This is a genomic window from Bradyrhizobium sp. I1.14.4, from assembly GCF_050435825.1.
GTDB lineage: Bacteria > Pseudomonadota > Alphaproteobacteria > Rhizobiales > Xanthobacteraceae > Bradyrhizobium.
Window position 1 is genome coordinate 498,774 of sequence record NZ_JBNDLA010000002.1, and the last position, 23,311, is coordinate 522,084.

Below are 23,311 nucleotides of genomic sequence, written 5' to 3' on the forward strand. Positions count from 1 at the left end.
GCCATGGACCCGTCAACGCCCTTCATCCGCCGGCCGGTCGCGACCACGCTGTTGACCTTCGGGCTTGCGGCGGCGGGCATTGTCGCGTTCTTCAAATTGCCGGTGTCGCCGCTGCCGCAGGTGGATTTCCCGACCATCTCGGTGCAGGCCACGCTGCCCGGCGCCAGCCCGCAGGACGTCGCGACCACGGTCGCAAGCCCGCTTGAACGGCATCTCGGCCAGATCGCCGATGTGACCGAAATGACGTCGTCGAGTTCGGTCGGTCAGACCCGGATCACGCTGCAGTTCGGGCTGAACCGCGACATCAACGGCGCGGCGCGCGACGTGCAGGCCGCGATCAATGCGGCGCGGGCCGATCTGCCGACCAGCCTGCGCAGCAATCCGACCTACCGCAAGGTCAATCCGGCCGACGCGCCGATCCTGATCCTGACGCTGACGTCGGATACGCTGACCCGCGGCGATCTCTACGATGCCGCATCCACCGTGCTGGCGCAGAAGCTGTCGCAGGTCGAGGGCGTCGGCGAGGTCGTGGTGGGCGGCAGCTCGCTGCCCGCGGTCCGTGTCGATCTGACCCCGCAGGCGCTCTATAAATACGGCATCGGTCTCGAAGACGTCCGCGCGGCGCTGTCGAGCGCCAACGCCCACAGCCCGAAGGGCAGCATCGACGTCGGCGACCAGCGCTACCAGGTCTACGCCAACGACCAGGCCAACAAGGCCGACGACTACAAATCGCTGATCGTCGCCTATCGCAACGGCGCACCGGTTCACCTCTCCGACGTCGGCGAGGTGGCCGACGGCGTCGAGAACTTGCGCAATGCCGGGCTTGCCAACGGCAAGCCCGCGGTGCTGATCATCCTCTACCGGCAGCCGAACGCCAATATCATCTCGACCGTCGACCTGGTGAAGCGGCTGATGCCGCAGTTGCAGGCATCGGTATCGCCGGCGATCGATATCGGCCTTGCGGTCGACCGCTCGACCACCATCCGCACCTCGCTCAGGGACGTGGAACGGACGCTCGTTCTGGCCGTGCTGCTGGTCATCGTCGTGGTGTTCGCGTTCCTGCGCAATGTGCGCGCCACCTTCATTCCGGTGGTGGCGGTCTCGGTGTCGCTGGTCGCGACCTTCGGGGCGATGTACCTGATCGGCTATAGCCTCGACAATCTGTCCCTGATGGCGCTGACGGTTGCGACCGGCTTCGTGGTCGACGATGCCATCGTGGTGCTGGAGAACGTCACCCGGTACATCGAGGAGGGGTTGAGCCCGCTCGAGGCGGCGCTGAAGGGCGCCAACGAGGTCGGCTTCACCGTGCTGTCGATGAGCATCTCGCTAATCGCGGTGTTCATTCCGATCCTCCTGATGGCCGGCATCGTCGGGCGGCTGTTCCGCGAATTCGCGATGACGATCTCGATTTCGATCCTGATCTCGCTTGCGGTCTCGCTGGCGACCACGCCGATGATGTGCGCCGTGCTGCTCAAGCCGGACAGCGGCGGCCATGGGCGACTCTATTGGGCGAGCGAGCGCTTCTTCGAGGCGATGTTGAATTTTTACCGGAGGACACTGACTGCGGCGCTGCAGCATCCGCTGTCGGTGATGCTGATCCTGGCGGCAGTGTTCGGCCTCAACTTCTATCTCTACGACGTGATCCCGAAGGGCTTCTTCCCGCAGCAGGACACCGGGCGGCTGGTCGGCTCGATCCAGGCCGACCAGAGCGTGTCGTTCCAGCTGATGCAGCAGAAGCTCGCGCAGTTCGTCGGCATCATCAAGCGCGATCCGGCGGTGGAGACGGTGGTCGGCTTCACCGGCGGCGGACAGACCAATTCCGGTTTCGTGTTCGTCTCGCTGCGTCCGCTCGACCAGCGCAAGATCGGCGCCGACGGCGTGATCTCGCGGCTGCGCCGCGAGATGTCGGTGGTGCCCGGCGCGAGCCTGTTCCTGCAGGCGGTGCAGGATATCCGGGTCGGCGGACGCCAATCGAACGCGCAGTACCAGTACACGCTGCAAGGATCGACGCTCGAGGAGCTCAATGAATGGTCGCCGAAGATCGCCGCTGCCTTGCAGCGCGATCCGAACCTTGCCGACGTCAACAGCGACCAGCAGAACAAGGGCCTGGAATCCGATCTCGTGATCGATCGCGACGCCGCGGCCCGGCTCGGCATCACGGTCAGCCAGATCGACAACACCCTGTACGACGCCTTCGGCCAGCGGCAGGTGTCGACGATCTATGTCGCGCGCAACCAGTACCACGTCATCATGGAGGTCGCGCCGCGTTATTGGCAGAACCCGGAGACGCTGAAGGACGTCTATATCAGTACGTCGGGCGGATCGGTCGGCGGATCGCAATCGACCAACGCGGTGGCGGGCACCGTGGTGGCGCCGGGAACCTCGAGCGCGGCGAACTCAGCCAATGCCCAGGCCGCGCGCAACCAGGCCACCAATTCGATCGGTTCGACCGGGAAGGGCGTGGCCTCGACCGGATCGGCCGTCTCGACCAGCAGCGAGACCATGATCCCGCTGTCGGCGGTCGCGGCCTTCAAGCAGGGCGCGACGCCGCTTGCGGTCAATCACCAGGGCCTGCTGGTCGCCAACACCATCTCGTTCAATCTGCCGCCGAACGTGTCGCTGAGCACCGCGGTCGCCAGCATCGAGGCGACCATGAACCGGATCGGCGTCCCGGCCACCATCCGCGGCACCTTCCAGGGCTCCGCCAAGGCGTTTCAGGACTCGCTCAACAACCAGCCGTTCCTGATCCTGGCGGCGATTATCACGATCTATATCGTGCTGGGCGTGCTCTATGAGAGCTACGTCCATCCGCTGACCATCTTGTCCACACTGCCCTCGGCAGGTGTGGGCGCCTTGCTGGCGCTGATGGCATTCAAGACCGAGTTCAGTATCATGGCGCTGATCGGCGTCATCCTGCTGATCGGCATTGTGAAGAAGAACGCCATCATGATGATCGACTTTGCGCTGGAGGCGGAACGCAAGCGCGGGCTGGAGCCGCTCGAGGCTATCAAGGAGGCCTGTCTGCTGCGCTTCCGCCCGATCATGATGACGACGATGGCTGCGCTGCTCGGCGCGGTACCGCTCGCGATCGGCATGGGCGACGGCGGCGAGCTACGGCAGCCGCTTGGCATCGCTATCGTCGGCGGCCTGATCCTGAGCCAGGTCCTGACGCTCTACACGACACCGGTCATCTACCTCTATCTCGACCGGTTCCGCTTGTGGGCCCAGCGCGTGCGCCGCGGCGGCGCCCCGCGGATGCCGGGCTCCTCACTTCAACCGGGCGAGTAAATGCCGACAGTTGCAGCGCTGCGATATTCTCAGAAGTTGCGGAAGCCGGCCCGGTTGCTGCGCGTGGCGGCGTTCGGCGGCCTCTGCCTTGGTCTGAGCCTTGGCCTGTCCGGCTGCATCCCCGGAGCGGAGAAGCCCGAGCTCAGTCTCGAAGTGCCGGCGAGCTATCGCGCCGCCGCCAAGGGCGATGCCGACGCGGCCGTTCCGGCGCTCGCCTGGTGGCGCGGCTTCCGCTCGCCTGAGCTGACCGGGTTGATGGAGTCCGCGCAGCTCTACAATCTCGATATCGCGGTGGCGATTGCCCAGATCGCCCAGGCCGACGCTCAGGCCGGCGTGTCCGGCGCCGCGCTCTTGCCGTCGGTCTCCGGATCGGCGAACGCCGAGCGCGAAAAGCTGGCGACGGGGTCGAGTTCGTCGCTCGGTGGAAGCAGCGCGACGTTCTCGCAATACAGTCTGGGGCTGAGCGCGAGCTATATCGTCGACTTCTGGGGCAAGAACCGCGCGACGCTGTCGGCGTCGGAGGAGAGCGCGACCGGCGCCCGCTACAATCGCGAGGTGGTCGCGCTGACCACGATGGCGACGGTTGCCAATACCTATTTCCAGCTGCTGGCGGCGCAGGATCAGATCAAGGTTACCCGCCGCAATCTGGCGGCGGCCGAGCGCATCCTCGCTTTGATCAAGTCGCAATTCGCCGGCGGCACCGCCTCGCAGCTCGACCTGTCGCAGCAGGAGGCGCTGGTCGCCACGCAGCGCGCGGCGATCCCGCCGCTCGAGGTAACGGTCGGGCAGAACACCGCCGCGCTCGCGCTGCTGGTGGCGCGCGCGCCAGCCGATTTCAAGGTGCGCGGCGGCAGCACCACGCAGATCGCTGTGCCGCGCGTGACGCCCGGGTTGCCGTCGGAATTGCTCTATCAGCGGCCTGACATTCGCCAGGCCGAGGCGCAACTGACATCCACCAATTTCAGCGTCGATGCAGCGCGGGCGGCGTTCTTCCCGCAGATCCAGCTGACCGGCACCACGGGCTTCCAGAGCGCGGCGCTGGCCTCGTTGTTCGCACCCGGCGCCTGGTACTACACGCTCGCCGCCGGGCTGACCCAGCCGCTGTTCGACGGCTTCCTGCTGGAGAGTCAGTTCAAGCTCGCCAAGGGCCAGCAACTGCAAAATCTGCAGGCCTATCGCAAGGCGGTGCTATCGGCTTTCGCCGATGTCGAGAAGGCGCTGATCGCGCTGCAAAAGTACACGCTGCAGGAGCGGCTGCAGTCTGACGTGGTGGCGAGTTCGCGCAAGGCGTTCGAGGTCTCCGAAACGCAGCTGCGCGGCGGCACGGTCAATCTCATCACGGTGCTGCAGACCCAGCAGACGCTGTTCACGGCTGAGCTCAACCTGGTCACCGTCCGGCTCAACAAGCTGCTCGCGGCGAGCAGCCTGTTCCAGGCGCTCGGCGGCGGCTGGACGCCCGCCGGCACGCTCGCGGCGGCAGTGCCATGAGGTCGGTCATGCAGCGGTTCGTCACACTCGTCGTCGTTGCGCTCGCCATCGTGCTGGGCGCGCCGGTCGGCACGGCCCACGCGCAGCAGCGTGCGCCCAACAGCGTTCCGCTCGCCTTCGGCATGAGCGTCGATCAGGCCAGCCAGTCGCTCGGCGTTCCCCTGAACTACGTTCGCGGCACACCGGGCAATGAATTGTTCGTCGCACTGCCCAATGTCAGGGGCAGCGTGCTGTCGCGGCGCAGCGACGGGCTCTATCTGCAATTCGGCAAGGGACGCCTGATCGCCTGGAAGGGCGACTGGGGGACCATTCCGCAATGAGGGTTTGGCCATGATTGCCATCAGAGGACTGATCGCTTGCGCTGCCATCGTGCTCAGCGCGGCGGCTGCGTCGGCCCAGGAGCGGCCGCTGCGCTACGGCAGCACCGGCGGCGCGTATTTCGACGGCCGGAATGACGACCGCGATTTTCGCAGCAACGGCTATTTTCCGGGCAACTTTGCCGCCGATCCCTTCAGTGCAGGATTCGGGGCGGCGGGCCTGTTCGGCTCGACGCCGTGGCATCAGGCGCGGCCGTATCCGTCGCAGGTGATCTTCGGCACGCCTTGTCAGGATTGCCGTCCGTACCGCACACGGCGGCACCACGACAGGCACGATTGACGTTCGGAACAGCGTGGCATCTCGCGAGCTCGGTTCTGATTGAATCAGAACCGAGGCTCTGGCTGCTTGCTTGACGCGTTTTTCTTCACGCGTACCGGCGCCCCACTTCGCCTGAAAACGCTCTAACCCTTGCGCAGAAGATCGTCGATGACGCGCAGCTTCATCCGGCCGGTCTCGTCGATGATTTCCCTGCGCAGCGTGTCTTGCTCCATCTCATATTGCTCACGGGAGATGTCTTGACCGCCAACGGCCGTGATTCCGAATCTCTCGACCAGGGCGTTGTGCCGGGCCCTCCACTCGATCACATGCTCGGTCATGGTTTGCGTCACTGCCGGAAGGAAGCCGGGATGAGCTGCAAGGCCGCATGACTCCGTGGTCTGCGGATCTCCGGCCAGCATGATCACGTTCCACTCGTCGTAGCCGACCAGATTCATCTGTGCGTAGAGAAATGCGCCATGCGGCCCATCCCAGATCTTTTGATCGATGACCAGGAACGGCATCGCTTGGCAATGGCCGTGGCGCGCCGTCATGTCGCGGTTGAAGGTCTCGGTGCGTTGCTGCAGCCGCCTGTTGGCCGCAGCGAACACCGCGAGGTGATCGTCTCCCGCCGCCACGACGCGGCCTTCGTCATCAGGCGCGAAACCGGCGTCACGCAGCAGCGATCCGATCTGCGGATGGTTCCACAGCTGCTTGTGAAAAACCGGCGGCGTGCCATCGGCGTCCGGTGCCGGACGCTCGGTGTCCTCGAACTCGCCTGATGTCTGCTGCTTCTTTCCGAAAACTGGCCTGCGCCCGAACATGGCGTGCCGCTCCTGCCAAGCTAAACGGCACCAGCATCGCAAAGGACGCCCAGATATTTCTTAACTGGTCAGGGTTGGCCGGCCGCGATCCATTAACAGAATGACGTAGCCGTTAAAGCGAACCAGACAAATCAATCGAATTTGCCGAAATTTGCGGCATTAACTGGCGGCGGCGGTTGTCGCTTTCGCCGGCGCCGGGCTACTGCGGGCAAACCGCACCACGAAGCGGGTGCCCTTGTGGCTCGGGTCGCGCTCGACGCTGGCGTCGAGCTTGGCGGCCATCGCCGCCACGATGCGCTGGCCCATGCCGGTGCCGCGTGGATCGGCCTTGTCGTCAAGACCGACGCCTTCATCGCTGATCGCGAGCTGCAGGTCGTCGCCCTGCGGCTTGAGCTCGACATCGATCGGGCCGGCGCCGTCGGGATAGGCGTATTTCACGGCGTTCATCACCAGCTCGTTGACGATGATGCCGATCGCAACCGCACGATCGGGATCGATCTCGATCGGGTCGGCCTTCAGTGTCAGCCGTGACATCTTGTTGCCTTCGGCCGATCGCCTGAGATCCTCGAGCAGCGCCTCGAGATACTGGTTCAGCATCACCGTCTTGAAGTCGTGCGAGGTGTAGAGCCGGCGGTGCACCTGCGCGACGGCGGCGACGCGGCCCATCGCGTTGGTCAGCGCCGCCTTGACATCCTGCTGGCTCGCGGAATTGGCCTGCAGATGCAGCAGCGAGGCAATGATCTGCAGCGAATTGCCGACGCGATGGTTGACCTCGCGCAATAGAACCTCGCGCTCCGCGGCAAGCGCTGCGTAGCGGTCGCGCGAGGCGTGCACCTCGGCCTCGGCCTCGTCGCGCGCCTTCTGGATCGCGGCCCGCCGGATTGCGCCGTTCACCGCGACCTGGAGCAGGGGAATGAATTCGCCCCTGATATCCTTGACCAGATAGTCCGCTGCGCCGGCCTTCAGCGCGGTGACGGCAATCGCCGAATCCTGCGAGGCGGTGACGAACACCACCGGCGGGGCGTCCGCGATCTTGAGGATCTGCTCCAGCGTCTCCAGCCCGTCGAGCCCGGGCATGTACTGGTCGAGCGCGACGACGTCGATGCCGCCCTGCGCGAGCCGGTCGAGGCCTTCCTGGCCGCTTGCGGCGTGCACGACCTTGTAGCCCGCGCGCGTCAGTCCGCGTTCGACCAGGCGCGCCAGCGCCGCGTCGTCGTCGATATAGAGCAGTGTCGGCGTTGCGTTGGTCATGTCGAAGCCGGCGGCACCTGAATCACGGAAAAGAACAGGCCAAGCTGGCGAATGGCGTTGGCAAAGCTTTCGTAGTTCACCGGCTTGGTGATGTAGACGTTGCAACCGAGTTCGTAGCAACGCTTGATCTCCTGGGAGTCGTCGGTCGTGGTCAATACGACCACCGGCGTCGACTTGAGATGCTTGTTTTCCTTGACCCGCTTCAGAATATCGATGCCGGTCATGTCGGGCAGATTGAGATCAAGCAGGATGAGCAGGGCCTGGCCCTTGCGCTCGATCGCGCTGCCATCCTTGCCGAACAGGTAGTTTACGGCCTCTGTACCGTTGGTGAACGGGATGATCTCGTTGTTGACACCTGAGCGCCGGATATTCCGCTCAATCAGGCGGGCATGGCCCTCGTCGTCCTCGATCATGATGATGGTGACTGGATCGCTCATGATGCTTTATTCCGGTTCTTGCCTGACCAATTGACCGGCAGCGTGATCGTGAACGTGCTGCCGTTGTGAAGTTCCGATGCTACCGACATGGTGCCGCCCAGTCTGCGCACAAGTGCGCGGACATGGGCAAGCCCGATGCCCTGACCGGGCTTGTCCTGGGTTCCAGCACGGCGGAACAAATCGAAGATGCGCTGGTGGTCTTTCGGATCGATGCCGCGGCCGTTGTCCGTGACCTCGAAGATCGCAAAGCCGAGCCTGGTGCGGCCCTCGATCGAGATCTCGCCGGGGACGCCGTCCCTGAGGTACTTGAGTGCGTTGTCGATCAGATTGGAGAAGATCTGCTCCAGCGCGAGGCGGTCGCTGACGATATTGGGCAACGCGCCGACCGCGACGGTCGCATTGGCTTCGGCCGCCTGGTGGGCGACCGTCTTGACGATGCCGTCGATCAGCTCACGGAGATCGATGCGCTCAGGCTTGAACTCGCGGCGGCCCTCACGGGTGAGATTGAGGATCGCACTGATCAGTCGGTCCATCTTCGCGATCGACGATTTGATGAAGCCGAGCGATTCGCTGAAATCGTCGGATAGCTGCTTGTCGGAGCCCTCGAGCTCGGGCTCGGACACATCGGTGGCGTCTTCCGGCATCGCCGGTGCCAGTGACGCGGTGCGATTGAGCGTGGCGATGCGCTTGAAGATGTCGCCGCGCAATTCCTCGAGCTCGCTGGTGAAGCCCATGATGTTGACCAGCGGCGAGCGCAGGTCGTGGCTCACGATATAGGCGAAGCGCTGGATTTCCTCGTTGGCCTCGCGCAGGTCGGCGGTGCGTTCGTCGACGATGGTTTCGAGATTGGCGTTGCTGTCGCGCAGCCTGGCCTCGGCCTCGTCGCGAGCCCGCGACGAGTGCCGCAGCAGCACGACCGAGAGGGCGGCGAGCGCCAGCACCATGCAGGAGCCGGCGATGGTGACGGAGGAGGCCAGCACCTGGGTCCTGTCCGCGGTCGCGGTGCGCAGCGCCAGCAGGCGATCCTCCTCGGCGCGCATGTCGCGGCCGATCCGGGCAATCGCCTCCAGCGCGTCGGTCGATGTGCTCTTGCGCAGGATGTCGACGCTGGTGGAGGCGTCGTTGTTCTTGACACGCTCGATGCTGAGAGCGAACTCGGCCAGCCGTTGCTCGACGGCGGCTTTGAGCCTTGCGGCATTGGCGACCTGCGCCGGATTATCGGCGGTCATCATCTGGAGATGGTTGAGCGCGGTGGGGATTCCCGCTGCCGCAGACTGATACTCGGACAGGTATTGTGGTGCTGATGTCAGCAGATACGCCCTGGTCGCGCTTTCGGTGCGACGGACGTCAAGCAGCAGGTTGGCAACCCGGCTCTCGACCTCGACCGTATGGACGACCAGGGCGTTGTCCTCGCGCGCCTTGTTGACCAGCAGGACCGACGCCACGCTGACCGCGACCAGCACGAAAAATCCCGCCGACAGCAGCAGGATCTGCAACGTGGATCGGCGTCGTGAAACTTGTGTCACGACGGTCTCTTTGCGGGAGTGGGATTCAATGCGTCCCCGTGAAAAGCCAATAACCCTTTAGTACGCTTGAACAGGGCTATGGGTTCCAACGGGTTCCGAACTATTTTGGGGCGTCGGTTGGCTGGCCCGCGAGATACTGCTCCAGCCAATGGATGTGGTAGTCGCCTTCGATGATGTCAGGTTCGCGCACCAGTGCTCGGAACAGCGGCAGCGTCGTCTCGATTCCGTCGACCACCATCTCGTCCAGCGCCCGGCGCAACCGCATCAGGCATTCGCCACGGGTCTTGCCGTGCACGATCAGCTTGCCGACCAGCGAGTCGTAATAGGGCGGGATCACGTAGCCCTGGTAGACGGCGGAATCGATCCGCACTCCGAGGCCGCCCGGTGGATGGAATTGCGTGATCCGTCCGGGCGAGGGACGGAAGGTCTGCGGGTTCTCCGCATTGATGCGGCACTCGATGGCGTGGCCGATGATTGCGATGTCGTTCTGCTTGGCCGGAAGGTCGCCGCCGGCGGCGATCCGGATCTGCTCCAGCACCAGATCGATGTCGGTGATGCTTTCGGTGACGGGATGCTCGACCTGGATACGGGTGTTCATTTCGATGAAATAGAACTCGCCATCCTCGTAGAGGAATTCGATGGTGCCGACGCCGAGATACTTCATATCCCGCATCGCCTTGGCGCAGGTCTCGCCGATCCTGGCGCGCGCAGCCGCCGCAAGCACGGGCGAGGGGCCTTCCTCCCAGACCTTCTGGTGACGGCGCTGCAGCGAGCAGTCGCGTTCGCCGAGATGGATGGCGCCGCCGCGGCCGTCGCCGAGAATCTGGATCTCGATGTGGCGCGGCTTCTGCAGGTATTTTTCGAGGTAGACCGAGGCATCGCCGAATGCCGACTTGGCCTCGTTGGCCGCGGTCGAGAGCGCCAGCGCCAGATCAGCTTCGGTGTGGGCGACCTTCATGCCGCGGCCGCCGCCGCCAGCCGCCGCCTTCACCAGCACCGGGAAGCCGATCTCCTTGGCGATCGCCATGGCGTCGTCGTCCACCGTCACTGCGCCGTCCGAGCCCGGCACCACGGGAATGCCGAGACGTCTGGCGGTCTTCTTGGCTTCGATCTTGTCGCCCATCAGGCGGATGTGCTCGGCCTTCGGTCCGATGAAGCCAAGATTGTGGTCGGCGAGGATCTCGGCGAAGCGCGCATTCTCGGACAGGAAGCCGTAGCCGGGATGCACGGCGTCGGCGCCGGTGATCTCGCAGGCCGCGAGCAGCGCCGGCACGTTGAGATAGGAATCCTTCGACGGCGGCGGGCCGATGCAGACGCTCTCGTCGGCAAGCCGCACATGCATGGCGTCGGCGTCGGCGGTGGAGTGCACCGCGACGGTGGAGATGCCGAGCTCTTTGCAGGCGCGCAGCACGCGAAGCGCGATCTCGCCGCGATTGGCTATGAGGATCTTGTCGAACATCGCAGCGCCTGGTGTTGCCGGAAGCTATTCAATGATCACGAGCGGCTCGCCGAATTCGACGGGCTGGCCGTCCTCGACGAGGATTTGTGTCACGGTGCCTGCGCGGGGCGACGGGATCTGGTTCATCGTCTTCATCGCCTCGATGATCAGAAGCGTCTGGCCGGCCGAGACCTTGGTGCCGACCTCAATGAATGGCTTGGCGCCGGGCTCGGGCGCCCAATAGGCGGTGCCGACCATCGGTGAGGGCACGACGCCAGGGTGCTTTGCGAGGTCGGTCGCCGCAGCGGCAGCCGGTACCGCCACTGCGGCCGGCGCGGCAACCGCATGCAGGGCGGCGGGCACTGAGGCCGCGATGCTGATGTTGCGTGCGACCCGGACGCGCAGGCCGGCACGCTCGATCTCGATCTCGGTCAGATTGGTCTCGGCGAGCAGCAACGCGAGTTCGCGAATGAGGGCGCTGTCGTCGCTCTTGGATTCGCTCTTGGATTTTGCGGCTGATTTGTCGTCTGGCTGGCGCGCCATGCTCTATGATCCGAAATCTCTGTCTGGTGACGGGGAACGTCAGGATTGACGATTAAGTCTTTGCCTTGCCATCGATCTTGGCACCGATCCTGGTGGCGAGGCCGATGATCGCAAGCCGGTAGCCGTCGATGCCGAAGCCGCAAAGCGACGCGAAGGCGGCTTTAGCAGTGAACGAATGGTGCCGGAAGCTCTCGCGGGCGTGGATGTTGCTGACATGGACCTCGACGGCGGGGATCTTGACCGCAACCAGCGCGTCATGCAGCGCGATCGAGGTATGGGAGTAGCCGCCGGCGTTGATGACGATGCCGACCGCCTTTTTGGCGTGGGCCTCATGAATGAAGTCGATCAACTCACCCTCGCGGTTGGACTGCCGGCAGTCGGCGGTCAGGGCGAACTGGCGGGCAGTGTCCGCGCACAGCTTCTCGACGTCGGCGAGGGTGGCATGGCCGTACGTCTCCGGCTCGCGCGTCCCCAGCAGGTTGAGGTTCGGGCCGTTCAGCACATAGATCGTTCCGGCAGCTGCCATTCCAGGGGTTCCGGCGAGGGGTGGAGGTGGGCCGGGTTATAGGTAACAACCGGCCGCAGGGGAAGTCTTTAGGTGAAATCGGAACGTCTTCAACAGCTTCTCCCTGGCTGTTAGGTGGTTGCCGTAACCTACGGAAATTGCTGATTAACCAAATCTTGCGGAAGGCGGCTTCGAGGCGGCGCTGCCGCCCGCCATCCACTGGCGACTGCGGGCTGTGGCCGAATGCAAAACCCCGCCCCCAGAGGGGCGGGGTTGAGAATGGGCGAGGGACCGTCATGGCCCCCTCGCGCCGAGGCTGGCTTAGCCCTCGATGATGTAGACGATTTCGTGGGTCTCTGGTTGCACGATGATGTAGCGGCCGTGGACCAGGATGAACTCGTAACCGCGCCACTGCGGATAGATCGTCACGACCCGCTCCGGCACCGGGTAGAAGTGAACGTCAGCCGGGACGCGGGTGCCCACCGCCACGTTGAAATTTACGTTGGTGGTTTCGGTCACATGCTCCGACTTGATCGCAGTCGTGATCTGCGTCCGCTTCTCGGGGGGCGGAGCCGCGGTTGCCGACGTTGCCGCGTTGCCGGTCGTGGTCTGCTGTCGGCTCGTGTCGGTCGCGCCCTTCTGCGTCTCCATACCCTTCTGCTCGGTTGCGCCCTTCTGGGTCTCCATGCCCTTCTGCTTCTCCATTGCGCCGCTCTTGTCGCGGCTTTCGGCAGCAGTGCCGCCGCTCTTTTCGCGGGTCTCGCCGACGGTGCCGCTCTTGCCGCGCTCTTCAGCCTTCATGTCCTTTGAGCTCTCCTTGGAGCCCTTGGCGGCCTCGTTCTCCGAGCTCATGCCCTTCGACTTCTGGGTGTGGTCCTGTGCACCCTTGGTGGCCGCGCCGGACTTGTCGGACTCGGCACCCTTCGTGCTCGGAGACTCACCCGTCGTCGAATGCTCGGAACCCTTCATGCCACCCGTGTCGCGCTGCATCGTGCCGGACGACGCGCCGCCGGACGGTGCGTTGTGCTGCGTGGTCGCGCCACCGCCAGTCCCGTACTCCTTGCTGCCGCCGCCAGCGCCCTGTGCATTCGCGAAACCGGTGCCGGCGATCAGAGCCGCTGCGGCGACCGAAATCAGAAAGCGATTAGACATCATATTTCCTCCTCATCTTTCAGCATTGCCCGCGCCGACAACGGGAGAACATGTGCGATGTTCCTGCTGATTTGCGGTTCCCTGCGCGTTGCATCCTGGGTGAATGCGCGATGAACCCGCGGGCGCTTCAGCCGCAGGCCCAGGAATTGAAGCGCCGAAATGTTCTTCGATTTCGAGATCGATTGCGCTTTATTTCGGCGTCCACCGTGCTGCATCGGGAACCTGTCGTGGTTGCGGCCCGCACAGGTTCGGTGACCAATAAAAAAATCCGGCTGCATGGCAGCCGGATTTTGCTGAAAGAATGAGGGCGGTCGAAACAGCGATCAGCAGGTCGCCTTGCCGCAACGGGCAATGCCGATTTTCTCCTTGAGATTGTCGACGCCGACCGCGCCGATCACGACCTGCTTGCCGATCACATAGCTCGGCGTGCCGTTCATGCCCATGGATTCGGCGAGGCGGAAGTTCTCCTCGATGGTCGCCTTCGCTTCGGGGCTTGCCATGTCCTTCTCGAGCTTCGTCATGTCGAGACCGACTTCCTTGGCGACCGCCAGCGCGCGCGCCTTGTCGGCGGCGCCGCGGCCGCCGAGGAGCTTCTGGTGAAACTCGAGATACTTCTTGCCGGTCGGATCCTGCATGCGCACGGCGACCGCGACTTGCGCGGCCTCGACCGAGCCCTGGCTCAGCACCGGAAATTCCTTAAGCACGACCTTCAGCTTCGGATCCGACTTCATCAGGTCCATCATGTCGGACATCGCGCGCTTGCAGTAGCCGCAATTGTAATCGAAGAACTCGACGAAGGTGACGTCGCCGTCCTTGTTGCCGAGCATGACGCCGCGCGGCGAATTGAAGATGGTGTCGGCGTTCTTGGCGACGCTCTGCTCATGCTTCTCGGCTTCGGCGGCGGCTTGCCGCTTGCTCAGCTCGTTCATCGCCTCTTCGAGCACCTCCGGGTGCGCGATCAGGTAGTTGCGCACGATGGTCTCGATGTCGCCGCGCTGGGTGTCGGTGAAGCTTTGCGCGGACGCCGAGAGCGGCGCAGCACAAATGCCGAGCGCGAGCAGGGCAGGGGCAAGAAAACGAAGCGCTGGCATGGACAAAATCCTTGTTCGGGGTGGCCCAAAATACGGCGGGGCCGTGAGCCGGTTCCGGTGATCGTTGTATGGAACTGCGGTTTATTTCTAGTTGTTTTTCTGACCCGGCATGGGCTTGGCGCTCACAATGTCGTCAGCTTTGACCCACCCGGGCGTGCCGATCGCGAACCGCGTCTTGGCGCGCGACGCAAGGTCGCGGGCGGTCTTGGTGTCGCCACGGAGATAGGCGGCCTGCGCCGAGGCAAGATCGGCCTGGGCATAGTCGCCCTTGCGGCCATAGGCCATCGCGAGCTGGGTATAGCCGAGCGGCGCCTCGGGCTCGCGCGCCACGGCGGCACGCAGCATGTTGATCGCCTCATCGGTGTAGGCCTTGTTGTCGGAGGCGACCAGCGCCTGGCCGAGCAGCATCTCGATCAGCGGCGAATTGCCGGAGATCTGCACCGCGCGGCGCAGCGGCGCGATGGCCTCCGCCGGCCGGCCGCCTTCGAGCAGCGCCTGACCGCGCAATTCGTAGAAATAGGGATTGTTGGGCTGCACCTGGATCAAGCCGTCGATCTGCGCGATCGCCGAACGCAGATCGCCGTGCAGATAGGTCGTGATCGCGCGTGCGTAGCGCGCCGGCAGGCTGGTGTTGCTCAGCGGATAGCGGCGGTAGACCGTGTCCTGCCGCTCCATGAAGCCGGAAATCTTGGCGCGCATCATGTCGTGACGCAGCTGCAGTGCCGGATCGTCCTTCTTGCCCCAATAGGGGCTCGAGCGCGCCAGCTCCTCCAGCGCGGACACGCGGTCGACCGGCATTGGGTGCGATTGCAGATAGGGGTCGGCGCCGCGCGAGGCGAACAGGCTCTCGTCGGTGAAGCGCTTGAACGTCTCGTACATGCCCTTGGCGGATTGTCCGGTCGCGTTCAGGAACTTGACGCCGGCGCGGTCGGCGTTTTCCTCCTGCTGGCGCTGATAGGACAACAGCGTGCGCTGAATGACCGACTGCGGCGCCGAGATTGCTGCGGCGCCCGCGCTGGAGAGGCCGTTGCCGCCGCTGCGGCCGCCCGCACTCGCGGCAAGCGCGCCGACGCCAAGCAGCATCGCGATGATCATCTGGGTCTGCGCCTGCGCCAGCTGCTCGCGCATCTTGGCCAGATGGCCGCCGGCCAGATGGCCCGTCTCATGCGCCAGCACGCCGATGATCTGGTTCGGCGTCTCCGATTGCAGCAGCGCGCCGTAGTTCACGAAGATGCGGCGGCCGTCGGCGACGAAGGCGTTGAACGAGCTTTCGTTGATGATCACGATCTGGATGTTCTGCTTCTCCAGGCCGGCGGCGCGCAGGATCGGCCGCGTATATTCACGCAGCAGCTGCTCGGACTCGGTGTCGCGCAGCACCGGCGGGCCCTTTTGCTGGGCGCGCGCCGGGATCACAGGACCAACCGCGAGCGCAACCGCCGTCAGCAGTGCGGTCAGCTTGGAGGTCCCGGTGCGAAGCGTGAGGCGGAACAGCATGGCGATCTATCGGCGAGGGCTGGCCGCGCCCGCGCGTAACCGGGTTCCGGGCCCGGACGGATCAGGCGCGTGGCGCAGTCTGTTGTTTTTGCAGTTCTTCTTCACGCGAACCGGGTATTCACTTGGCCTGAAAGCGTTATAAGGAGCCACCGAATGCGGCCAGTCTGGGGCGGTCGCCGGTGCGGAAACCCGAACCCGGCAGCGGCCGTGCAATAGCAGAAATCCATGCGTGAAGCGACAGCGAGAGACCGTGTGAGCAGCCTTTTGACAGCGTCCGGCCGGAGCGATGTTCCGCCGTTCATGGTGATGGATGTGATGGCTGCCGCCGCGCGAATCGAAGCCGCGGGCGGCCATGTCATCCACATGGAGGTGGGGCAGCCTGCCGCGGCGGCGCCGAAGCCGGCGATCGCGGCCGCGCAGGCCGCACTCGTCGACGGGCGGATCGATTACACCTCCGCGCTCGGCATTCCCTCGCTGCGCGCGCGCATCGCCCGGCATTATCGCGATACGTATCGCTGCGCGGTCGAGCCCGACAGGATTATCGTCACGACAGGCTCGTCGGGCGGATTCATCCTGGCGTTTCTTGCGATGTTCGAGCCGGGCGACCGGGTCGCGGTCACCGTGCCGGGCTATCCGCCGTACCGGCACATCCTGACCGCGCTCGGCTGTGAGCCCGTGCTGATCGAGACCTCCGGCGACACCCGCCATGCGCTGACCGGCGAGGCGTTGCTGGCCGCCCATCGCAAGGCGCCGCTGAAGGGCGTGCTGGTCGGCAGCCCCGCCAACCCGACCGGCACCATGATGTCGTGCGAGGCGCTGTCGAACCTGATGGCGGCCGCCGAAAGCGCCGGCATCCGCTTCATCTCCGACGAGATCTATCACGGGCTCGACTACGCGTTCCCTGCGGTGACGGCGGCCGAGCTGTCGCCGAACGCGCTCGTGATCAACTCGTTCTCGAAGTACTTCTGCATGACCGGCTGGCGCGTCGGCTGGATGGTGGTGCCCGACGTGCTGGTGCGGCCGATCGAGCGGCTGCAGCAGAATCTGTCGATCTCGGTGCCGACCTTGTCGCAGATCGCGGCCGAAGCGGCCTTCGAAGGCCGCGAGGAGATGGAAGCGATCAAGCGCGGCTATCAGGAGAACCGCCGCATCCTGATCGAAGGGCTGCCGAAGGCCGGGCTGACCAAATTCCTGCCCGCCGACGGCGCGTTCTATCTCTATGCCGACGTCTCCGACTTCACGTCCGACAGTTTCGCCTTCGCCAGCGAAATGCTCGAGAAGGCGCATGTCGCGGCGACCCCGGGCGTCGATTTCGATCCGATCCACGGCCGCGCCTTCATCCGATTTTCCTATGCCCGCTCGGCCGCAGAGATGCAGGAAGCAGTTGCGCGGATCGCGCATTGGCTTAAATAACCCGCAATCTTCAAGAGCCTTCCGTCTTGTCGGTCAGATCGATTTCGCAGCGCGGTGCCCTGGTTTCGGCGGAGCGGCACGCGACAGATCGCCGCGGATAAACGGCAGGGCCCACACAGTTCCATTTGACTTGAATGGCCAAGTTGATCTTGGCTGTTTCCGCCATTTCTGAGGGGGAGTGACACATGGCAACGGCAACCGTTGCCACGGCTTCACCGGCGTCCGCCGGTAGCAAGCCGTGGTACAAGATTCTCTATGTCCAGGTCCTGATCGCGATCGTGCTCGGCGCATTGGTCGGCTGGTTGTGGCCCGGGCTTGCCACCAATGAGTGGATCAAGGCGCTCGGCGACGGCTTCATCAAGCTGATCAAGATGGTGATCGCGCCGATCATCTTCTGCACGGTGGTGTCGGGCATCGCGCATATACAAGATGCCAAGAAGGTCGGCCGCATCGGCGTCAAGGCGCTGGTCTATTTCGAGGTCGTCTCGACCTTCGCGCTGGTGATCGGATTGCTGATCGGCAATCTGGTGAAACCGGGTGCGGGCTTCGGCAATGCGGCGGCGAACGCGCAGGCGGTTGCCGGCTATGCCAAGCAGGCCGAGGCGCAGAAGAGCGTCGACTTCGTGCTGCATATCATTCCGGACACCGTGGTGGGCGCATTCGCGCAGGGCGAGATCCTGCAGGTGCTGCTGTTCTCGGTGCTGTTCGGCTTCGCGATCATGGGCCTCGGCGAGCGTGGCCACACCATCCGCTCGTTCATCGACGACGCCGCGCATGCGGTGTTCGGCGTCATCTCGATCGTGATGCGGGCGGCGCCGATCGGTGCGTTCGGCGCGATGGCCTTCACCATCGGCAAGTTCGGCACCGGCGCGATCCTCAATCTGATGGGGCTGATCGCGACGTTCTATCTGACCGCCGCGCTGTTCGTCCTCGTGGTGCTCGGCATCATCGCGCGGATCGCAGGGTTCTCGATCTTCAAGTTCCTGGCCTACATCAAGGACGAGCTCCTGATCGTGCTCGGCACCTCGTCCTCCGAGAGCGCGCTGCCGTCATTGATGGAGAAACTCGAACGTCTCGGCTGCTCGAAGTCCGTGGTCGGCCTCGTGGTGCCCACGGGCTATTCGTTCAACCTTGACGGCACCAACATCTACATGACGCTGGCGACGTTGTTCATCGCGCAGGCGCTGGGCTACGACCTCTCGTTCAGCCAGCAGCTCACGATCCTGATTGTGGCGATGCTGACCTCGAAGGGTGCATCCGGCATCACCGGCGCCGGCTTCATCACATTGGCGGCGACGCTTGCGGTGGTCGACCCGCGGCTGGTGCCGGGCATGGCAATCGTGCTCGGCATCGACAAGTTCATGAGCGAGTGCCGCGCGCTGACCAATCTGTGCGGCAACGGCGTGGCCTGCGTGATCGTCGCCTGGTGGGAAGGCGAGCTCGACCGCGACAAGCTCAACGCCAATCTCACCCGGCAGATCGACCCGACCGACATGGAGACCGCGGTGACGACGGACTGATTCTCTTTCGAGGTCAGAACCGGTCCAGCCGATACGGCGAGGTGTCCACGGAGGATGCCTCGCCGTTCATCGTTTCGGCCAGCACCCGTGCCGTCGCAGGGCCGAGCGTAAAGCCCTGGTGGCCGTGGCCGAAATTCACCCACAGCCCGCGATGGCGCGGCGCAGGCCCGAGCACCGGCAGCATGTCGGTGGTGCAGGGGCGGGTGCCGAACCAGGGCTCCGGCTCGACGCGGCTGCCGATCTCGATCAGCTCGCGCGCGGCCGCTTCGGCGTAACCGAGCTGGATCGGTGTCGCCGGTGCGTCGGGACTGGTCAGTTCCGCGCCGGTGGTGATGCGGATGCCCCTGGCCATCGGTGCCATCGCATACCCATTCGCTGTATCGACCAGTGGCAGGTCGAGCGATCGGCCGCCCTGATAGTGCATGTGGTAGCCGCGCTTGCGCACCAGCGGGATCCGGTAACCGAACTTGCGCAGCAGTTGCGGTGACCACGGCCCGAGGGTGACCACGACGTGGGCGGCATCGATCCGGCCGCTGGCCGTGTCGACAGACCAGCCGGACGCGGTCTCGGTCAACGTCTGCGCATCGCCGCGCAGCAGGGTCCCGCCGAGGCGCTCGAACAATCCGGCATAGGCGGAGACGAGACCGCCGGGGTCCGACACGGTCCACGGCCCAAGCCAGTGAATGGCGCCGGGCAGGTCGTCGCGCAGCAATGGCTCCGCCCTGGCGAGCTCGCTGCCATCAAGCACGCGAAACTTCACGCCGAAGTCTCGCTGGTTCTCTTCGGCGATTGCGACCGCTTGCTCCAGCGCCGCCGGATCTCGATGCAGCAGGCGATAGCCGGCGCGGCGGATCAGATTGTCGGCATGCGCATCGCGGATCAGCGTGTCGTGCTCCGCGGTGGCGTAGGCGATCAGGCGCGCCCAGGCGAGGGTGGCTTCGCGGTGCCGCTCGGGCGTCGAGTTCCACCAGTAGCGCAGCAGGGGACCGGCGTGTTGCGGCAATGATGCCAGGCGATAGCGTACGTCATTGGTGCGTCCCATCGCGATCCTGGCGAGCGTGGCGGGATCGCGCGGCATCGGATAGGGCCGCACCGCCTCGCTCTGAATGATGCCGGCATTGCCGTAGCTGGTCTCTCGGCCGGGTTCCTTGCGGTCGACGAGCGTGACCGACCAGCCGCGGCGCTGCAAATGCAGCGCCGTGCTGACGCCCACCATGCCGCCGCCAAGAACGATCGCGCTTTGCATCGGGATCCGTCTCCGTCAGGCTCCGTTACGCCGGCGTCTGACGAACGGATTGCCTATCCAATAAAAACGCCCGGCGTGAACCGGGCGTTTTGACTTGCAGGGGGCGCTAGTTGCCGCCGCCGAAGCGGCGCGACCACCAGCCTTTGCGGGCTGGAGCCTCGGCCGTCGCAGGCTCAGGGGCGGCCGCTCCGGGTTCAGGGGCAGCTTCCTCCGCCGGGCTCTGAACCAGCGCGGGCGCTGATGCATCGGGCTGCGGGCTCGACGCGAAGCTGACCTTTTCGCGTACCGTCGAGCGCCGCCGCTGCGCGCGGTCGCTTTCGGCAGCCGTGTCCTCGGTGGCTGCGATAGCAGCCTCCGGTGCAGGCGCTGCAACAGCCTCGACAGGCGTGGCCTCGATCGGCTGCCACTCCGGCGGCGGGGCAACCAGTTCGGGCTGCGCGAGCGAGGGAGCCGGCTCCGCGTCGTGGCTATCGAAATCGGCAACCGCTTCGGTGGCTTCGGGTGCCGGCGCCGGGCTCAACTCATCGGAGATCGATCCGGCGAGACCGTCATCCGGTCCGCCGCTGCCGCGCCGGCGGCGGCCGCCTCGACGGCCGCGGCGCCGCGGGCGGCGATCGCCGTTGGCCTGATCGTCACGGGCTGCGCCCTGCGCTTCTTCGCCTTCATCCTCGTCGCCTTCGGCGTCGGCGGCGGCAACCGCAACCGCCTCGGCGCCTTCGGGGAGGACATGCATCAGGTCGCCGTCCTCGCGCGGCTGCTGAGTGCCTTCGCGCGCTTCACTACCACCGCGGCCGCGGCGCCGGCGGCGGCGCTTGCGGCGCTGGCCGTCGCCTTCGCCCTCGGCGGCGCTTGATTCTTCGCCGGCTGCCCGGTCGTCGACGAGGCCCTCGGTCTCGTCGGTCTCGATCTCGGCCTCGTATTCGAACTGCTCTTCCTCGTCATCGGCCTCTTCGGCCTGCGGCGCCGGCGCTGCGGCGGCCTGCGCGGCAAGCAGCGCCTTGGCGGCTTCGAGCGTATGCACCTGCTCGCCGCGATCGATGACGTACGATTGCTGGCCGTGCACCGTGGCGTCCGCGACGATCGACAGCGAGACGCGGAAGGAGTCCTCGAGGTCGCGCAGATGGCCGCGCTTGTGGTTGAGCACGTAGAGCGCGACGTCGGTGCGGGTGCGGACCACCAGGTTGTGGGTCGCGCCCTTCATCAGGATTTCCTCGATGCCGCGCAAGAGCTGCAGCGCCACCGACGAGACCGAGCGGACGTGACCGCTTCCGCCGCATTGCGGGCAGGGCTCGGTCGAACTCTCCAGCACGCTGGCGCGAATGCGCTGGCGCGACATTTCCAGGAGGCCGAAATGCGAGATGCGGCCGACCTGGATCCGCGCGCGGTCCTGGCGCAGGCAGTCGGACAGCTTGCGCTCGACCGCGCGGTTGTTGCGCTTCTCGTCCATGTCGATGAAGTCGATGACGATCAGGCCGGCTAAGTCACGCAGGCGCAACTGGCGCGCGACTTCTTCAGCCGCCTCCAGATTGGTCTTGAGCGCGGTGTCCTCGATATGATGCTCGCGCGTCGCCCGTCCCGAGTTGACGTCGATCGAGACCAGCGCCTCGGTCTGGTTGATGACGATGTAGCCGCCGGAGCGCAATTGCACGGTCGGCGAGAACATCGCGTCGAGCTGGCTTTCGACGCCCATACGCGAGAACAGCGGCTGGCCGTCGCGATATTGCTTCACCGCGCGCACATTGGCCGGCATCAGCATTTTCATGAAGTCGCGCGCTTCGCGGTAGCCGGGTTCGCCCGCCACCTGGATCTCGTCGATCTCCTTGTTGTAGAGGTCGCGCAGCGAGCGCTTGATCAGCGAGCCTTCCTCGTAGACCAGCGTCGGCGCCTGCGACTTCAGCGTCAGATCGCGCACCGTCTCCCACATCCGGATCAGGTACTCGAAATCGCGCTTGATCTCCGGCTTGCTGCGGGACGCGCCGGCGGTGCGCAGGATGATCCCCATGCCCTCGGGCACATCGAGATCCTGCACCACTTCCTTCAGCCGCGAGCGGTCCTGGGCAGAGGTGATCTTGCGACTGATGCCGCCGCCACGCGCGGTATTGGGCATCAGCACGGCGTAGCGGCCGGCGAGCGACAGATAGGTGGTCAGCGCGGCGCCCTTGTTGCCACGCTCCTCCTTGACGACCTGCACCAGCATTACCTGCCGGCGCTTGATCACCTCCTGGATCTTGTACTGGCGGCGCGGGCGGAACGGGCGCTCGGGAACCTCCTCGAGCACATCGTCGCCGCCGACGGACTCGACGACGTCCTCTTCCTCGCCATCCTCGGCGTCGTCCTCTTCGTCATCTTCGCCGGCGTCGTCGCTATGCCCGGCCTCGGGCGCGACGGCATCCGCCAGCGCGCCGTATTCGGCGACCGCATGCTCGTCGGCCGCGGCGTGAACATCGTCGGCAGCCAGATGCGGCGCGTCGTCGGCGTGCGCGGCGTTTTCCTCGACCTGTTCCTCGTGGGCCCGCTCAGGCTCTTGATTGACCTCGGCGGTCTCGACGGTCTCCGGCGCGGCTGAAGCAACGGAGGCTTCGATCGCCGCAGCGACCGGGTCGGATTGCGTGTCGGCGGCCGCAGCCTCGCTCACCGTGGGGGCGTGGTCGTGATCGTGCGCATGATCATGGTCGTGGTGGTCATGATCGTGATCATGGTCATGATCATCGTGGCCATGATCGTCATGACCGCGATCATGATGATGCTCGTGATCGTGGTGGTGCTCGTGGTCGTCGTGATGCGCATGGTCATGCACTTCATGCTCGTGACCTTCGTGCGCGACCACGCCATGGTCGTGATGCCCGGCATCATGTTCGTGATGCTCGGCATCGGCAGGGTGTTCGTGAGCCTCGACCGCCGGCAGCGCCTGCATGTCACCAGCGCCCTCGATCACCTCGCTCTGGACGCGATCGCCGTGGCCGCGGCGGCGGGCATTGCGATGGCGCGACCGGCGGCGATGGCCGCGGTTCTCATGCTCTTCCTCGGCCTCGCGATGGGCGCGCTCGTCGGCTTCGATCAGCGCCTGACGGTCGGCGACCGGGATCTGGTAGTAGTCGGGATGGATTTCGCTGAAGGCCAGAAAGCCGTGACGGTTGCCGCCATACTCGATGAAGGCAGCCTGCAGCGACGGCTCTACGCGCGTAACCTTGGCGAGGTAAATATTGCCGCGCAGCTGCTTGCGCTGGGCGGTCTCGAAGTCAAACTCTTCGACGCGATTGCCACGGACCACAACGACCCGGGTCTCTTCCGGGTGGGTGGCATCGATCAACATCTTGTTGGGCATTTTGGAGCTCTTGACGGCGGCGGGCGCGGATCATGGCGCGCGCAAACTGCGCCGCCCGGTGACGCGACGGTCCACCTGATTCGGGGGTGAGGGGAAGGCCAAAACGCGTCTCGCGGCACAGCGCCGGACGGGAACTC

The 23,311-nt window shown here is 65.2% G+C and carries 20 protein-coding genes; 8 read left to right on the forward strand and 12 right to left on the reverse strand.

Annotated elements, in window-relative coordinates:
- Positions 1-3: 3 nt before the first annotated feature.
- Genes ABIB78_RS06180 through ABIB78_RS06195 form a run of 4 tightly spaced genes read left to right on the forward strand, consistent with a single transcriptional unit; the run spans position 4 to position 5,433 of the window.
- Positions 4-3,288 (forward strand): efflux RND transporter permease subunit, encoded by a 3,285-nt coding sequence (locus ABIB78_RS06180; RefSeq protein WP_429022614.1) that lies wholly within the window; start codon positions 4-6, stop codon positions 3,286-3,288.
- The gene (locus ABIB78_RS06185; RefSeq protein WP_429022616.1) at positions 3,289-4,776 is read left to right on the forward strand and encodes an efflux transporter outer membrane subunit; all 1,488 of its coding nucleotides are present in this window, start codon (positions 3,289-3,291) and stop codon (positions 4,774-4,776) included.
- An 8-nt stretch (positions 4,777-4,784) separates the two neighbouring features.
- Entirely contained in the window at positions 4,785-5,096 is a 312-nt protein-coding gene (locus tag ABIB78_RS06190; protein ID WP_429022618.1) for a hypothetical protein, read from the forward strand.
- Positions 5,097-5,106: 10 nt separating this feature from the next.
- Complete coding sequence (locus ABIB78_RS06195; protein ID WP_429022621.1) at positions 5,107-5,433, forward strand: BA14K family protein; 327 nt, start codon at positions 5,107-5,109, stop codon at positions 5,431-5,433.
- Positions 5,434-5,555: 122 nt separating this feature from the next.
- On the opposite strand, the gene ABIB78_RS06200 is transcribed toward ABIB78_RS06195, so the two are convergent.
- From ABIB78_RS06200 to ABIB78_RS06235, 8 genes are all read right to left on the reverse strand, one after another.
- Positions 5,556-6,233: a hypothetical protein gene (locus ABIB78_RS06200; protein ID WP_429022624.1), complete on the reverse strand. Its 678-nt coding sequence runs from the start codon at positions 6,231-6,233 to the stop codon at positions 5,556-5,558.
- Between the two features lie 159 nt (positions 6,234-6,392).
- Positions 6,393-7,484, reverse strand: a complete 1,092-nt coding sequence (locus tag ABIB78_RS06205) for a sensor histidine kinase (RefSeq protein WP_429022627.1) — start codon at positions 7,482-7,484, stop codon at positions 6,393-6,395.
- Positions 7,481-7,921: a response regulator gene (locus ABIB78_RS06210; protein ID WP_429022629.1), complete on the reverse strand. Its 441-nt coding sequence runs from the start codon at positions 7,919-7,921 to the stop codon at positions 7,481-7,483. Before ABIB78_RS06210 ends, ABIB78_RS06205 begins: the two co-directional genes overlap by 4 nt.
- Entirely contained in the window at positions 7,918-9,447 is a 1,530-nt protein-coding gene (locus ABIB78_RS06215; RefSeq protein ID WP_429022631.1) for a sensor histidine kinase, read from the reverse strand. Before ABIB78_RS06215 ends, ABIB78_RS06210 begins: the two co-directional genes overlap by 4 nt.
- 100 nt (positions 9,448-9,547) lie before the next feature.
- On the reverse strand, positions 9,548-10,906 hold the full coding sequence (gene accC, locus ABIB78_RS06220) for an acetyl-CoA carboxylase biotin carboxylase subunit (RefSeq protein ID WP_429022633.1): 1,359 nt from the start codon (positions 10,904-10,906) through the stop codon (positions 9,548-9,550).
- 24 nt (positions 10,907-10,930) lie between these two features.
- Complete coding sequence (gene accB / locus ABIB78_RS06225; RefSeq protein ID WP_429022635.1) at positions 10,931-11,428, reverse strand: acetyl-CoA carboxylase biotin carboxyl carrier protein; 498 nt, start codon at positions 11,426-11,428, stop codon at positions 10,931-10,933.
- 52 nt (positions 11,429-11,480) lie between these two features.
- The gene (gene aroQ / locus ABIB78_RS06230; protein ID WP_429022637.1) at positions 11,481-11,954 is read right to left on the reverse strand and encodes a type II 3-dehydroquinate dehydratase; all 474 of its coding nucleotides are present in this window, start codon (positions 11,952-11,954) and stop codon (positions 11,481-11,483) included.
- 300 nt (positions 11,955-12,254) lie between these two features.
- Positions 12,255-13,085: a DUF1236 domain-containing protein gene (locus ABIB78_RS06235; RefSeq protein WP_429022639.1), complete on the reverse strand. Its 831-nt coding sequence runs from the start codon at positions 13,083-13,085 to the stop codon at positions 12,255-12,257.
- A gap of 50 nt (positions 13,086-13,135) precedes the next feature.
- Here ABIB78_RS06235 and ABIB78_RS06240 point away from each other — a divergent pair, with 50 nt between their 5' ends.
- Positions 13,136-13,390 (forward strand): hypothetical protein, encoded by a 255-nt coding sequence (locus ABIB78_RS06240; RefSeq protein WP_429022642.1) that lies wholly within the window; start codon positions 13,136-13,138, stop codon positions 13,388-13,390.
- Between the two features lie 18 nt (positions 13,391-13,408).
- Here ABIB78_RS06240 and ABIB78_RS06245 read toward each other — a convergent pair whose 3' ends face one another.
- Positions 13,409-14,176 carry a DsbA family protein gene (locus ABIB78_RS06245; protein ID WP_429022644.1) on the reverse strand — a complete coding sequence of 256 codons (768 nt, stop codon included), beginning with the start codon at positions 14,174-14,176 and terminating at the stop codon, positions 13,409-13,411.
- A gap of 87 nt (positions 14,177-14,263) precedes the next feature.
- Positions 14,264-15,670 carry a M48 family metalloprotease gene (locus ABIB78_RS06250; RefSeq protein WP_429022646.1) on the reverse strand — a complete coding sequence of 469 codons (1,407 nt, stop codon included), beginning with the start codon at positions 15,668-15,670 and terminating at the stop codon, positions 14,264-14,266.
- 225 nt (positions 15,671-15,895) lie between these two features.
- Here ABIB78_RS06250 and ABIB78_RS06255 point away from each other — a divergent pair, with 225 nt between their 5' ends.
- A complete protein-coding gene (locus tag ABIB78_RS06255) occupies positions 15,896-17,083 on the forward strand; it encodes a pyridoxal phosphate-dependent aminotransferase (protein WP_429022648.1) in 1,188 nt (395 codons plus the stop codon).
- A gap of 185 nt (positions 17,084-17,268) precedes the next feature.
- Positions 17,269-18,603 carry a dicarboxylate/amino acid:cation symporter gene (locus tag ABIB78_RS06260; RefSeq protein WP_429022650.1) on the forward strand — a complete coding sequence of 445 codons (1,335 nt, stop codon included), beginning with the start codon at positions 17,269-17,271 and terminating at the stop codon, positions 18,601-18,603.
- Positions 18,604-18,616: 13 nt separating this feature from the next.
- On the opposite strand, the gene ABIB78_RS06265 is transcribed toward ABIB78_RS06260, so the two are convergent.
- Complete coding sequence (locus ABIB78_RS06265) at positions 18,617-19,849, reverse strand: NAD(P)/FAD-dependent oxidoreductase (protein WP_429022652.1); 1,233 nt, start codon at positions 19,847-19,849, stop codon at positions 18,617-18,619.
- 106 nt (positions 19,850-19,955) lie between these two features.
- Positions 19,956-22,484 carry an Rne/Rng family ribonuclease gene (locus tag ABIB78_RS06270; protein WP_429022654.1) on the reverse strand — a complete coding sequence of 843 codons (2,529 nt, stop codon included), beginning with the start codon at positions 22,482-22,484 and terminating at the stop codon, positions 19,956-19,958.
- A gap of 27 nt (positions 22,485-22,511) precedes the next feature.
- On the opposite strand from ABIB78_RS06270, the gene ABIB78_RS06275 reads away from it, so the two are divergent.
- Positions 22,512-23,264, forward strand: coding sequence for a hypothetical protein (locus tag ABIB78_RS06275; RefSeq protein WP_429022657.1), 753 nt, complete (start codon positions 22,512-22,514; stop codon positions 23,262-23,264).
- The last annotated feature ends 47 nt before the right edge of the window (positions 23,265-23,311 follow it).